The following is a 13,136-nucleotide window of genomic DNA, read 5'->3' as shown; positions in this document are numbered from 1 at the left end:
AATTGATAGAATGTATTAAATAGTGTATCTGCCCGTCAGATATATAAACACGAGCTCTATGAAGGCAACATATATATTGGTCCTTCTCCTGGCATTTCTCATCGTCTGGCCGGTGTGTGCTTTGGGCGATGGAGATGTCACCGTGAGTGTTATCGGCAGTCCCGGTCACGGAGACTGGCTCATCGCAGGGGATGGCGCGGCGATCATCACCGTCAAAGTTCACACGGAAGGCGAAACGATACGCGAAGTGCGGTTTGACTGTGTGGAAGCCTCCGTCTATGGCGACGTTGACAGATACGTAGTGACAGAATTGCCGTATCGCACGACATTTTCGACACAGAAAAGCGGGAGCGTCCCGATCCGTATTGCTATATCGTATATTAATGAAACGGGATGTCCGGCCGAATTTGAGAAGGTGTACTCTCTCGACGTTGATCATGCAGCACCATACAGGATTCGAAGTATCGATTTTTCCGCAGAGGCCGGAGTGTATGACATCATCCCCATTACGGTGGTTATGGAGGACAGGTATGGAAATGTCATTGACAGTCGGTATGAAGACGATGGTGGTGACGAGACCTCGGAAAGTGTCCTCTTATATGGAACCGTGAGTGATGAGGCGGGTTTTTTTGACGGCGAAACATACGGGCATGACTCTGCCGTCTGCCATGCCGGACCGGATGGGGCCTGTGCGGCATACTACCGAACCGGTACTCGTGCCGGAGAGTATATCATACATGTAATGCCCGAGGCAATGGGCGGGGAAGATGCCTGGATTAGAATTACCGCCGGGGGCGGGGGGGTTCCTGTTTCAATATCTGTTGCAGTGGACCCCTGTGAAGGAAATCCGGGGGTACCTGCGCCGGTTCCGGCGGATGGGATGAGCGGCTATTCTTTGGTCTTTGCCCTTAAGGACCAGTTTGGAAATCCGTGCGCAAAGACCCCCGTACGTGTCCGTGCCGGTGAAGATGGAGAGGTGCGGGACCTCCTGACGACCTTCGACGGGACCGCAATGGTATCATATGGTCCCCGGAATACGGTCGGGAATGTTACCATAACCGGCGAATCAGTTCTCAATCCATCCGTTTCGTGTTCCGTCGACCTGAGCTTTGCGAGCAGTGAACCGGTAACGATGATTCTGATGGCGAACCCGCAGTCGATGGCGAGCAGTGATGTGGATGGCGCTCCCACAGCAGAGATCATGGCCAAGGTGATGGATATCTGCGGCAACCCGGTTGCGGGAGAGACGGTACTCTTCAGTATCTATCATCCTGTCTATCCCTCCTCCCAGGTCGAAGAACCGTACCTCACAGACACATCGGTTATGACCGATGAAGACGGGATGGCTTCGGTCACCTTTGTGCCTGGAGCCTTCAATACCGCCCCCGGGATGCCGGGACATGAGGCGGTATGTCCCTACGATGAGACGGCGGTTGCCACGTGCACAATAACGGCGCTCTGGGGAGGTATGTCACGTGATATTGACCTCGAGTGGAGAAATTATCCCTATCTCAGGGTAGAGACGGGTCTTTCCGGGGATACAGTGGCTGTCAATGACACCGTTGACGTCACCATCAGCCTTGTTGGCGACGGGTGGGCTCTCCACCCTGCCCCGGTGGATGTAGTGGTGGCTGTGGACAGGTCGGGGAGCATGCTCATGGATGACATCGATCGAATGGTGTACGAGATGGCGGCCCTCAAGACTTTCATCTCCCGGATGAACGAAGGAAAAGACCGCATCGGGATGGTCACTTTCGGCAGCTCCGGGTACTGCGATTCGCGCTGGGGAAAACCCGGGGTGGACTACAGCTGGAATGATGATCTCACCTACGTTGCCACCCATTATCCTGGCTCCCCGAAGACGTATACGGATTATGCGACGCTGGACCTTGGACTGACGGGCATCCGGGCAGATGTCTCGGCTGCCGTCGAAGGGATTGTCCCCTGGGGCGGTACGCCTATGCGCTATGCCCTCTATACCGGCCTGCGCGAGATTGTACAGAACGGCCGTGATGACGCGGTTCGTGCCGTCATCCTGCTCTCGGACGGGGATTACAACTGGTACGGAGATCCCCTTGCCCGGGGCAACGGAAAGACCCCTGCGCAGAAGAGTCCGACGGATATGAATTACTTTTCCGATGGTACGGAGAAATATACCATCTTTGAGGATCTTGGGGCGGTGCAGAACCTGAGCGAATACGCAGCCGGGGCAAATGTAAGAATATATTCGATTGCCTTTGCGGACTCCTTTTCGGTCGAAGGGAGGGAAACTCTGCGGATTCTCGCCGAGTCGACGGGAGGCAAATTTTATGAGGCTCCCAACGGGGGCCAGCTGGCCGGTATCTATACGGACATTGCCGGCGACCTCAGAACGGTTGCCGGTGTTGATACCGAAATGGAGATTCCATTTGGAACGGTCGCCATCAACAATGACTCAGTTCCCAACACCCCTGCCGACCCGTCACTGGAATGGGTCTATTGTGAGGGGAAGTCAACGACCATAGCAAGCATGATGAACGATGCCGCTCCCTCACTTGTTATCGTCCCCCGATACACCGTCGATGAGGACGAAGAACAGGCCGACTGGGAGGATGACCGCAGCCTGAGCTGGGATGTCGGTTCTATCGTCCTCAACCAGGTATGGGAGACAGAGTTTAGCCTGGAGATCTTTACTCCCGGTACAATCAATATCTTTGGTGACAGTTCCAGGATTCGCTTCAATGGCGGCGAGGAGACGCTTACCCTTCCGGATACCTATGTGACGGCACTTGAGGGACTCGACGGGACCGGCCTTCTCTCGCACCAGATGGCGATACGGGGGGTAAACTGTACGAACAGGGATATGGTTGAGGATTATTTCGAGATTGTCTGGGACCTCGAGTATGACGGCGTCCTACCGGTAATTCAGGAGATATACTACATGCGGGCGGAAGAAGGGATGTGGTATCTCTATGACAATGCAGCACTGCCGGGTGGACCTGTGAATGAGGAGAAGTTCACCTCTCACCTCTATGTCGCTGATTTCCCTCCGGGGGACTACCATATCCGGGTGTATGCCCATGCACCGGATGCGGATGCCATCAATCAGACTGCGGCGGCAATCAGTCTCGGGAACATGGACGAGAACTATATCAAAATTACCTAAAGTCCCCAACTGATGATGAAGGATGGACGAAGGTGACTTTATTATCGGAATATCGGCCGGTTTGTTTTCAATATCGGGAAGGTGCCCCGAAGGCCTGCCTCCTGAGAGGATTGCGTAGCTGTGATAAAAACGGACGGATCCAGCGGGAATCGAACCCGCGTCCTTGGGTTCGAAGCCCAAGAGGATATCCTCTACCCTATGGATCCACTCATTGATTGGGTTTGCCGGATAATTAACCATTCTGCTTCTGCAGTTCTGCACCGGCAGGTTCTTCCGCCGTTTTCTTTCAGTCCATTCATCAGCGAATTTATGAGATTTCCGGAAAGAACTCATAAGCAATGATTCTCTCGGATACTGAAATACAAAAGAGAATCCGGGACGGTGCCCTTGTCCTGGACCCATACAGCGAAGCGTCCCAGCAGCCCGCATCCTATGATCTGCGTGCGGCTGAGACGGTGGTTCTTGCCCGCGGAGCGTGTACCCTCGTTCCCTCTCTCGAATGGGTGGAACTGCCGGCAGATGTTGCGGCGACACTCCGGTGCCGGTCTTCGTTTGGCAGACGCGGAGTCCTCATCGGCGGGGGGTTTGTGGACCCGGGTTTTCGCGGCCAGCTCACCCTCTGTCTGGTCAATATGGGAGCAGATGATGTTGCGGTTGAAAAAGGAGAACGGATTGTCCAGATAATTATGCAGACCGTTGCCGGCGGGGATCGCCTCTATGAAGGGCGGTACCAGGACAGCAAAGGGGCTGTCGGCAACCGTGACGGTGCTATGTGATCCAGAAGAGGTCGTCTGCTTTCTCCTCTTCTTCTTCCTCTTGCGAATTCTTTTTTGTGTAAGTGCTGCTGATGGTCCCTGCCTTATAGGAGGGTTCTTTCTGCGGCTGTGCTGTCTGTTCCTTTGTCTTCTTCATCCGGGTTTCGACCCGTGCCATAAGTTCGTCCTTGGGGGCAGGGATTTTCTCCTTCATCCGGACTTCTCCGTCGAGAAGTTCCTTCGTCTGTATCTTCGACCCCGAAAGCTGCACTGAATTGCCGGAGACGACGCTGTCGTTGAGTCTGGTATTGACCGGCCGCACCTTCACCGACGACCCGTTGATGGAACTGTCGTTTGGCCCGGCTGCCGAAGCAACGGATACCTTCCCTCCCTCGAAGGTGCTGTCCTTCGCCCGGAAGCCGGGGGTATCGATGGCGATGGAACTGCCGACAAGCGAGGTATCTCTTGGACCCTTCTGCCCCCTCTTCGGGATCTCTTTCAGTCCGAAGATTGCATCGTTCGGCGCATTGTTCGAACCGCCGCTCGTCATACGGGTCATATCGGCGACTGTTCGGGCCTGTCTTCCGGGAAGGACCAGCTTATCGTCACTGCTTTCCTGCCTGCCTGCACCTGCAATAGTAATCTGTCCATCCTTCGCTGTGAGGGAATCATCTGTCGAATCTTTCGTAGCAGCAATTCCCTCAAGGCGTACCATCTCATCCTTCACGTCGCCGTCATCTCCTTTGGACCCATAATCCGTATCATAATCCTGTGAATACTCCACATATTCCCGGGATGTGACCGGGCGGCCATCCTCATCATTCAAAACCGCCTCTTCCTCTCCTTCCCCGGAAATTTCGGGCGGCATGCATTCATCGTCATCTTCGAGGAGGTCGATAAAGGAAATTCCTCCCGTAGTCTCCCCGGAATTACGATAATCCCCCGTATCGGGATTCCGGGCGGTGACCCATGATTCCTCTTCGGCCTCCCAGGCCTGCATCTCTTCTCTCCTTTTTATTTCCTCTTCTTCTTCGAGACGTTCAGCCTCATATTCTTTCTTAATGTCGGCGAGTTCGGTCACCCGCGGGATGTTTTCGATCCCCGAGAGAACGATGATAATCCCCACGTATTTCGTATTGCGGACAGGGTAGTCCCCGGAACGCATCTCGAGCCCCGAAATGCTCCGGTCAATCCATTTACGTACCGTCTGGAATCCCTTCATGGACAGTTCCTGTGAAGGGCCTGCAATGAGTACCAGTGCCTTGTCTGCGCTGGTGATGTCGCATGGGACTGAGATATCTTCGTAGACCGCCTTTTTTGCAAGGGATACAATGCGGGTGGCCCGTTTATGGGAATATTCCGAGAAATAGGTCTCTGAACGCCAGTTTAAAAAGCGTTCCTTCAGGGATACCGTGAGCGGTTCGACCGCATATCCGATTGCGACCAGTCCGTTGTCACGCAGGGTGTTGAGTACCTCCCCTGCGTCCAGAACGACCTCCGCTGCTTCCAGGCCCTCTTCATTGAATTCGCCCGCCCTGAGCAGGAGTCCTATCTGACGGGCAATACGATCATTGAGCATCCGGTACAGATCGCGGGGGTTTTCCGGAAACTTTTTCGCCGGATACGGGAGGCGCTTCTCCTCCATGGCCACGCTGTGCTCATGAAATTCCGCCTGCAATTTCCCGTACCAGGTCTCATTGTCGAAGAGAATGACCGCATCAAGCACATCACGAAGCATTATGATGTCTTCCGATGCCTTTGAGGATTGTTTCTTTCCCTCATGGCGCATGGGGAGGGTACAGACCCCGAATACTGGTTCAATATAGGCAATTCTCAGTTCTTCGACGAGCTCGGGGACGGCGTCGATGACGCTTCCTCCCAGGCCCGCGAAGATCATGATGGCATCGATTTCGACCGTATCCATCCGCTGGATCATGGTCATGATCTCTTCAACATTGACCGTTGAAGGAACATCAAAATGGATATCAGGATCGAGGGGAGGAAAATTCATCCGCTGGGGCTGGGGGATAAACTCGAGCTGGCGCAGACTATTGCCATCCATATCGACGGCGAGCGCATTGACACACCCAACACGGCTCCTGGTGTCGTGATCATAGAGCTGATCGACAATCCGTGTTCCGGCGCCGCCCAGTCCAATTGCAAGTATTCTCATGTGGTGCCCTGCAGGGGGGTTTTCCCCCAGATCTTTTCCGTTCTTCGTACCTGAATGTGTGTGCGGGATGCCACCCGGGAAAAAGACCCGGATAAAACACAATTTCCTAAATGTAAGGTGTGTTCAGAAGCATAATAAAATCTCTGGATGCATATTCATAAAATCGCCATTTTGTGGAATCCAAAGAATAATAAGCGTTATTGGGGCGAATTTTAGAAAAATACTCCCATTGAAGAACCCAAAAATCCAAGCAAATGATAACGTATATTAAGAACGATGCAGTAATACTAAATTTGAGGTGAAAGACCTATGAGCTATGGAATTGAATTCGTTCCGGGAAATGTCAATGTAAAGCAGGTTGTCAACTACTGTAAACTTGCTGAGCAGAAGGACATTGACTTTGCCTGGATTACCAACCACTACAACAACCGCCACTGCTACCCGACCCTTGCGGCCATTGCACAGGCGACCGACTCCCTGAAGATGGGACCCGGCATCATGAACACCTTCACCGACACTCCGGCAGCAATTGCCTCGTTCATGTGCACCCTTAACGAGATTTCCGACGGCCGTGCAGTCCTCGGTATCGGACCGGGTGACCTGTCCACTCTTCCGAAACTGGCCATTGACCCCGTAAAGCCGGTGGCACGCCTGAAGGAGGGCGTCGTGCAGATCAAGGCGCTCTGCTCCGGAGAAGAAGTCAAGAAGACCGGCGACATGGAATTCTTCGACTACGATGGTGCAAAGCTCACCGGTGTGACGCTTCCTGCAAAGAAGAAGCAGATCCCCGTCTACATCGGCGCACAGGGCCCGAAGATGCTCCAGCTTGCCGGCGAGATCGGAGAGGGAGCTCTCATCAACGCATCCAACCCGAAGGACTTTGAGATTGCAATCCCCCTGATCAAAGAGTCATGCGACGCAGTCGACGAGAAGAAGTTCAAGAAATTCGACGTCGGTGCATACACCGCAATGTCCATCGACCAGAGCGAGAAGAAGGCACGCAACGCAGCAAAGATCGTTGCAGCATTCATCGCAGCAGGCTCGCCGCCCCCCATTCTGGAGCGCCACGGCCTTGACATGGCAAACGTCGGAAAGATCAAAGACGCACTTGCACGCTTTGACTTCGGTGCAGTTGGCGGCCTTGTCGGCGACGCCGAGATTGACGCATTCACCATCGCAGGTACTCCTGAAATGGTCAAGGAGAAGTGCGACGACCTCACCGCATCCGGTGTTACCCAGATCATCTTCGGTTCCCCACTTGGTCCGGACATGACCAACTCCATCCGTCTCCTCGGCAAGTACATTGTCTGAGAAGAACAGATACCAATTCTTTTTTTTATTTCGCAGTCCTTCTCCTGTGTGTGGAGCTAATACTCCAAATCCGGCCGTATGCCGCCTGCAGGAGGGAGATTTTGAATGTTTACCATCAGTGAAATCCGCGGGATGCCCTTTCCCGTGCAGTTGCGCACCGACCACCTGACCGGTCAGCAGTGCAGGATCAGTCCGCTTCGGGGGGGCAGAGGTATCGGTACCGGGGCATGTGTGGCCGCTGATACCGGGGAGGTCCCGTGTCCCTTCTGTCCTGAGCGGATTTTCCGGGAGACGCCCACCTTTCCGTCGGGGAGGCGTGTCTGCATCGGGGAGAGCGTGACATTTCCCAATATGTATCCCTTCTCCGCTTTTCATCTTGTAACGGTGATCACACGTTCTCACACTCAGGAAAAGTTTTCTGTGCAGCAGATCGCAGACGCACTCGAAGGGCAGTGGTCGGCATTGGCAGACGCACGGGGATATGTGTCGGTGAACTGGAACCACCTGTCATCTGCAGGTGCCAGTATGTATCATCCTCACATGCAGGGCATAGCGGACGATAAACCGACTGTATATACCCGCCGCTGCCTGGAGGGGGGTGCCCGGTACCGGGAGAAAACCGGTGAAAACTACTGGGAGACTTTTCTTGATGGCGAGATGGGCGGCCCAAGATACCTCTTTGGCGATGAAGTACCATGGTATGCACACCCTGTCCCCATGGGAGAGAAGGAGATCCGTGCATATCTTCCCGTTGGTACCCTTCCTGATGCGCACCCCTACATTGATGCTCTTGCCTCCGGTCTTCATCAGGTGATTGGATTCTATCATTCGCAGGGCCACTGCGCCTTCAACGTCGCGGTTCGGTTCGACCGTGCAGGCAGCGCCGGTGACTTCAGGGCACATCTGTCGATCATTGCACGGATAAATCCGACGCCTGCGGGAACGTCCGACTCGGCGTTTATGGAACGTCTTCACGATGAACCGGTGCTCTTCACCATCCCGGAAGAACTGCCGTCGATGTTTTTTAACGGAACGTGAGTCGTTGCACTCTGCCCGATCGGCACACAACTATTGCAGAAAAAAGGCTCAAACTGGAAAAGAAAAATTGGGTTTGGGTATTTACTCCGGCTTGGAGATAAGAGTGGTCTTGGAGACGATGGTGCCGTCATTCTTGTGCGGCATGCGCACAACACCGTCACAGCCCTTCTCGATCTCACGTGCTTCGTCACAGAGGACGGTTGCAGCGCGCATCATTTCGTGTGCGGATGCAACGATAGGTACGTAGTTCTCGAATCCCTTGGTCATGAAGCAGCCCTTCACGTTGACCATTGCGACTGCTGCTGCAATCTCGAATGCTGCACGTGCCTTTGCATATGCGTAGGGGTTGGTGAATTCGTCCTTGACAGCCTTGTCAGCGGTCATGACAATCTTGGGGAGCTCGAGTTCTGCACCTGCTTTGCCTGCCTTGACCTGGTCGATGACTGCATCGATTGCGATCTGCATCTTGCGGAATGCACCGGTGACGGTGAGGACCTTGATGAGGTTGCCGTTGTAGTCGGACATCTCATTCGGGTCGAGGAATTCACGGCGTGCACCGATCATGGAGTCTGCCTTCTGGATAACATATCCGAAGTCGCTCTCCTTGAGGTCCGCCCATTCCTTCTTGGTGGTGACATCGTCAGTGATGACGATTACGGGGATGCCTGCTGCCTTGAGTGCTTCACGTGCACCGGTGGGGCCGGGGAGGACACCGTTCGGTGAAACCACAATTGCGAAGTCGGGCTTGTATGCGATAAGGTTGCTGACCACACGGTCGACGTCCTCGACTTCGAGCTTGGTCCCGCTTGTTGCCATGAAGGTCTGCATGTCCTGACGGTCTGCACGCTCGTCGAGGAGTAACTCGACCATAACACCACTTGCGATGTTGCCTAATTTTGCAACTCCAACTTTAACTACCATATTCTAAACCTCTCAAATTTGAGAACATTCAACTATCAACAAGTCTGGTAATAAACATTTTGAATTTCTGCCAATCGACGGATTTGTACGGCTGATGTTAAATGAAATAGTTTAAGTTTCTGCGCGTGATACTATAGTTAATGAAACAAGGGCTCCTTACCGATCGGCAGAAAGAGGTGCTCAGATTCCGCAAGCAGGGTCTCACACAGCAACAGATAGCAGATATCATCCACACGTCCAAGGCGAATGTGTGTACGATTGAGAAGGCTGCATATGAGAATATCGAAAAAGCAAAGGAAACTCTCGAATTCCTGTACACTCTTGATGCGACGCATCTTTGTACGATCAAGTCGGGCACGGATCTCTTCGATGCAATAGGGGAGATATATACCGAGGCCGAGAAGATACATATCAAGGTGCGGTACGATTCAATAGGTCTCATTAACCGTCTCAAGGAATCAAACCCGGAACGGTTCAAGGGTCGGTTTGTCAGGGATGATGTTGAGGTGTATATCACCGAAGAAGGCGATCTCTGCTTCGGATGAAGCACTCCTTTTCTCCAAATTTCCGACATGTTTATATCTCTTTCTTTGCAATATTTATGGAACCAATATGAGGATTTCATCTACCGGTGCCGGAATCATTCCGGCCGCCCGGTGAGATCTTCTCATATCGTGGTGGCTCTCACCTCCGTTTTCGGAGGGGGGAGATACCGAGATGGGTTGTGCACAGGCGCAACAGGTGAAAGACGTAGGATCTGACGGAACCGTAAGGGTGGACGTTTCGTGGAAACGAGCCCATTTCCGCCGCCCATCATGGGTGCGCAGAATGCGGGAAGAATCAGGATCACTTTGTGAGAATCAGCAATTCCGGTCCACACCGGAAGAATCTCCCAACCTAAAAGGGCCCGTATGCAGGGAATTCGTCGGAAATCTCTTAATAAAGAGGTTTTCGTGCGGTACGCTGCATCATCGGAAACCGGCCGCAAGGCCATGGCGTCAGTTGACCCTTGAACTGTCAGCACGAAATCTCGGAGCTCCAGGCACATTCGTGCCCTGAGGCTTAACGTTCGCAACTGAAACCAAGAATACAGGATTGATCGAAAAATGTCGAAAACATCCAGACCACGCAGGGGCTCACTTGCATACAGTCCCCGCAAACGTGCCCTGAGCCAGGTACCAAAATACCACTCCTGGCCGGCGTACGACGGGGAACCGGCGCTGCAGGGATTTGCCGGCTATAAGGTGGGTATGACCCATCTTATTATGGTGGATGACCATGCCTCCAGCCCGTCAGAAGGCAAAGAGATCATGGTGCCCGTAACCATTGTTGAAATTCCCCCGATGAAGGTTGTCGGTGTCCGTGGCTACAGGGAGGATACCTATGGGAAGCACGCCTGTGCTGAAGCATGGTCCGAGGAAGACGTTTCCAGGATCCGCGAAGCGGCAGAAGCCGGGAAACTCTCGGATATTTTTGTCATCATGCAGACGCAGCCCGCGGAGATTACCGGTGTTCCGAAGAAGACCGGCGACATCATGGAAATGGGTGTCGGCGGTGACAGCATGGCAGAGCGTGTAGAATATGCAATCTCTCTCATGGGAACCGAAATCACAGCGGATATGATCTTCGATGCAGGTCAGTACATCGATGTCACCGCAATTACCACCGGAAAGGGAACAAATGGTCCGGTAAAGCGCTGGGGCATTCAGACCCGGAAGGGGAAACACGGCCGTCAGGGAAAGAAGCGTCATATCGGCAACCTTGGGCCGTTCAATCCGTCCCACGTCAGGTGGCAGGTTCCGCAGATGGGTCAGATGGGATACCAGCAGAGGACCGAGTACAACAAGCGGATTCTGAAGTTCGGCACGAGCGGTGAAGACATCAACCCGGCAGGCGGATTTGTGAATTATGGTCTTGTCCGGTCGAACTATGTCGCCATCAAGGGCTCGGTGCCCGGACCGGTAAAACGTCTTATCAGAATTCGTCCGGCCATCCGTCCAGGAAACCATGTAGACCGCGTACCGGTAATCCAGTACGTCAGTCTTGCCAGCAAACAGGGGTGATCAGGAATGAAAGCACAGATTAGAACACTTGACGGCGGCTCTGCAGGAGAGATCGATCTTCCGGCAGTATTCAGCGAAGATTACCGCCCGGATCTTATCAAAAACGCAGTTCTTGCACTCCAGAGCGAGAGGTACCAGCCTCATGGCACCGACCCATATGCAGGCATGAGGACGTCTGCGGTCTCTTGGGGAAGTGGCCGTGGTGTCGCACAGGTTCCCCGCCTGAAGAACGGTTCCCGTGTTGCACGGATTCCCCAGTCCGTCGGTGGACGTGTTGCACACCCCCCGAAGACTGCAAAGATCCTCGTCCGAAAGATGAACAAGCAGGAGAAGAGGAAGGCGATTCGCTCGGCAATTGCCGCGACTATCAACGAAGAACTCGTCGCAGCCCGCGGACACCGCTTCGAAGCAGGGATTCCCGTTGTCTTTGATGATGCATTTGAAGGCCTCACCAAGACCTCCGATGTGGTAAATGCTCTCCGTGCAGCAGGCGTCTTCGCAGATGTGGAACGCTCCGCAGCAAGCCGCAAGGTCCGTGCAGGCCGCGGGAAACTGCGTGGCCGCAGGTACAAGCAGCGCACGTCACTTCTTATCGTAACCGGTGAGACTGCCCTGAAGGCAGCATCGAACCTTGCAGGTGTCGATGCCGTCAGCGTCGCAGAACTCAATGCAGAGCTTCTTGCCCCGGGCACACAGGCCGGCAGGCTGACCGTCTGGACCGCAGGGGCACTGAAGAGACTGGAGGATATGTAAATGGTAATTAAAACTCCGTTTGTCTCGGAAAAGGCAACCATGCTTCTTGAATCCGATGGCAAGCTCCAGTTCCTCGTGCGCCGTGAGGCAAGCAAGAATGATGTCGCAGCGGCGGTCGAGGACATGTTCGGGCACAAAGTCACGTCGGTCCGGACTCTCATGACTATGAAGGGACAGAAGAAAGCTATCGTCTCGTTTGAAGACGAGAAAGCCGGGGAAGAGATCCTCTCCCGTATCGGTATACTCTGAGGTGGCGGAACATGGGAAAACGTATTATCTCACAGAACCGTGGACGCGGCGGCCCGACCTATCGTGCCCCTTCGCACAAATACAAGGCATCGCTCAAGCATCCCGGCAATGTCGGCGATGTTACCCGCGGGGTTGTCATTGATATCGAACACGATCCTGCCCGTCACACCCCGATTGCAAAGATCCAGCTCGAAAGCGGGGACAAGATGTTCATGCTTGTCACCGAGGGCGTGGGCGTCGGTGACGACGTTGAATGGGGTGCTGAGGCACGGGTAAAGAACGGCAACACCCTGCCGCTCAAAAATGTCCCCGTCGGTGCCTACGTATGCAATGTCGAGGCACGCCCCAACGATGGCGGCAAGTTCATCCGCGCAAGCGGTGTTCAGGCCCAGGTCATCGGCAAGGATGGCGATCGTGTCGGTATCAAGATGCCGTCCGGAACACACAAGTGGTTCAACGGCGACTGCCGTGCCACCATCGGCATCGTAGCCGGCGGCGGGCGTGGCGAGAAGCCGTTCGTCAAGGCCGGAAAGAAGTTCCACAAGATGAAGAGCCAGGCTCAGAAATGGCCTCGTGTCAAGGCTGTCTGTATGAACGTCATCGATCACCCGTTCGGCGGTGGTGGCCACCAGCACGTCGGAAGGCCGAAGACCGTTGCACGTGGCACATCTCCGGGACGTAAGGTCGGCCACATTGCGGCCAAGAGGACCGGAAGGAAATAGGGGGTC

The 13,136-nt window shown here is 54.1% G+C and carries 11 protein-coding genes and 1 tRNA gene; 9 read left to right on the top strand and 3 right to left on the bottom strand.

From position 1 onward, the window contains the following. The first annotated feature begins 58 nt into the window (after positions 1–58). On the top strand, positions 59–3,145 hold the full coding sequence (locus tag AZH53_RS06495) for a VWA domain-containing protein (RefSeq protein ID WP_319642702.1): 3,087 nt from the start codon (positions 59–61) through the stop codon (positions 3,143–3,145). A gap of 134 nt (positions 3,146–3,279) precedes the next feature. Here AZH53_RS06495 and AZH53_RS06490 read toward each other — a convergent pair. Further along, a tRNA-Arg gene (locus AZH53_RS06490) sits at positions 3,280–3,351 on the bottom strand. A gap of 132 nt (positions 3,352–3,483) precedes the next feature. On the opposite strand from AZH53_RS06490, the gene AZH53_RS06485 reads away from it, so the two are divergent. Next, the gene (locus tag AZH53_RS06485; protein ID WP_319642701.1) at positions 3,484–3,921 is read left to right on the top strand and encodes a dCTP deaminase; all 438 of its coding nucleotides are present in this window, start codon (positions 3,484–3,486) and stop codon (positions 3,919–3,921) included. Here AZH53_RS06485 and AZH53_RS06480 read toward each other — a convergent pair. Then, entirely contained in the window at positions 3,914–6,073 is a 2,160-nt protein-coding gene (locus tag AZH53_RS06480; protein WP_319642700.1) for a tubulin/FtsZ family protein, read from the bottom strand. The genes AZH53_RS06485 and AZH53_RS06480 overlap by 8 nt on opposite strands. Before the next feature lie 309 nt (positions 6,074–6,382). On the opposite strand from AZH53_RS06480, the gene AZH53_RS06475 reads away from it, so the two are divergent. Next, positions 6,383–7,384 carry a 5,10-methylenetetrahydromethanopterin reductase gene (locus AZH53_RS06475; protein ID WP_319642699.1) on the top strand — a complete coding sequence of 334 codons (1,002 nt, stop codon included), beginning with the start codon at positions 6,383–6,385 and terminating at the stop codon, positions 7,382–7,384. A gap of 420 nt (positions 7,385–7,804) precedes the next feature. After that, positions 7,805–8,422 (top strand): hypothetical protein, encoded by a 618-nt coding sequence (locus AZH53_RS06470; RefSeq protein WP_319642698.1) that lies wholly within the window; start codon positions 7,805–7,807, stop codon positions 8,420–8,422. An 81-nt stretch (positions 8,423–8,503) separates the two neighbouring features. Here the strand turns inward: AZH53_RS06470 and AZH53_RS06465 are convergent, their stop codons facing one another. Beyond that, positions 8,504–9,343: a F420-dependent methylenetetrahydromethanopterin dehydrogenase gene (locus AZH53_RS06465; RefSeq protein WP_319642697.1), complete on the bottom strand. Its 840-nt coding sequence runs from the start codon at positions 9,341–9,343 to the stop codon at positions 8,504–8,506. A 140-nt stretch (positions 9,344–9,483) separates the two neighbouring features. Between AZH53_RS06465 and AZH53_RS06460 the strand changes: the two genes are divergently transcribed. The 5 genes from AZH53_RS06460 (at position 9,484) to AZH53_RS06440 (ending at position 13,130) form a co-directional block, all read left to right on the top strand. Further along, positions 9,484–9,888 carry a Tfx family DNA-binding protein gene (locus AZH53_RS06460; protein ID WP_319642696.1) on the top strand — a complete coding sequence of 135 codons (405 nt, stop codon included), beginning with the start codon at positions 9,484–9,486 and terminating at the stop codon, positions 9,886–9,888. A gap of 561 nt (positions 9,889–10,449) precedes the next feature. Further along, positions 10,450–11,406 (top strand): 50S ribosomal protein L3, encoded by a 957-nt coding sequence (locus AZH53_RS06455; protein ID WP_319642695.1) that lies wholly within the window; start codon positions 10,450–10,452, stop codon positions 11,404–11,406. Positions 11,407–11,412: 6 nt separating this feature from the next. After that, a complete protein-coding gene (rpl4p, locus tag AZH53_RS06450) occupies positions 11,413–12,159 on the top strand; it encodes a 50S ribosomal protein L4 (RefSeq protein ID WP_319642694.1) in 747 nt (248 codons plus the stop codon). Then, a complete protein-coding gene (locus tag AZH53_RS06445; protein WP_319642693.1) occupies positions 12,160–12,408 on the top strand; it encodes a 50S ribosomal protein L23 in 249 nt (82 codons plus the stop codon). An 11-nt stretch (positions 12,409–12,419) separates the two neighbouring features. Next, a complete protein-coding gene (locus AZH53_RS06440; RefSeq protein ID WP_319642692.1) occupies positions 12,420–13,130 on the top strand; it encodes a 50S ribosomal protein L2 in 711 nt (236 codons plus the stop codon). The last annotated feature ends 6 nt before the right edge of the window (positions 13,131–13,136 follow it).

The sequence above is a fragment of the Methanovulcanius yangii genome (genome assembly GCF_018687785.1).
GTDB classification, from domain to species: Archaea; Halobacteriota; Methanomicrobia; order Methanomicrobiales; family Methanomicrobiaceae; genus Methanovulcanius; species Methanovulcanius yangii.
This window is presented reverse-complemented; position numbering and strand designations above follow the sequence as displayed.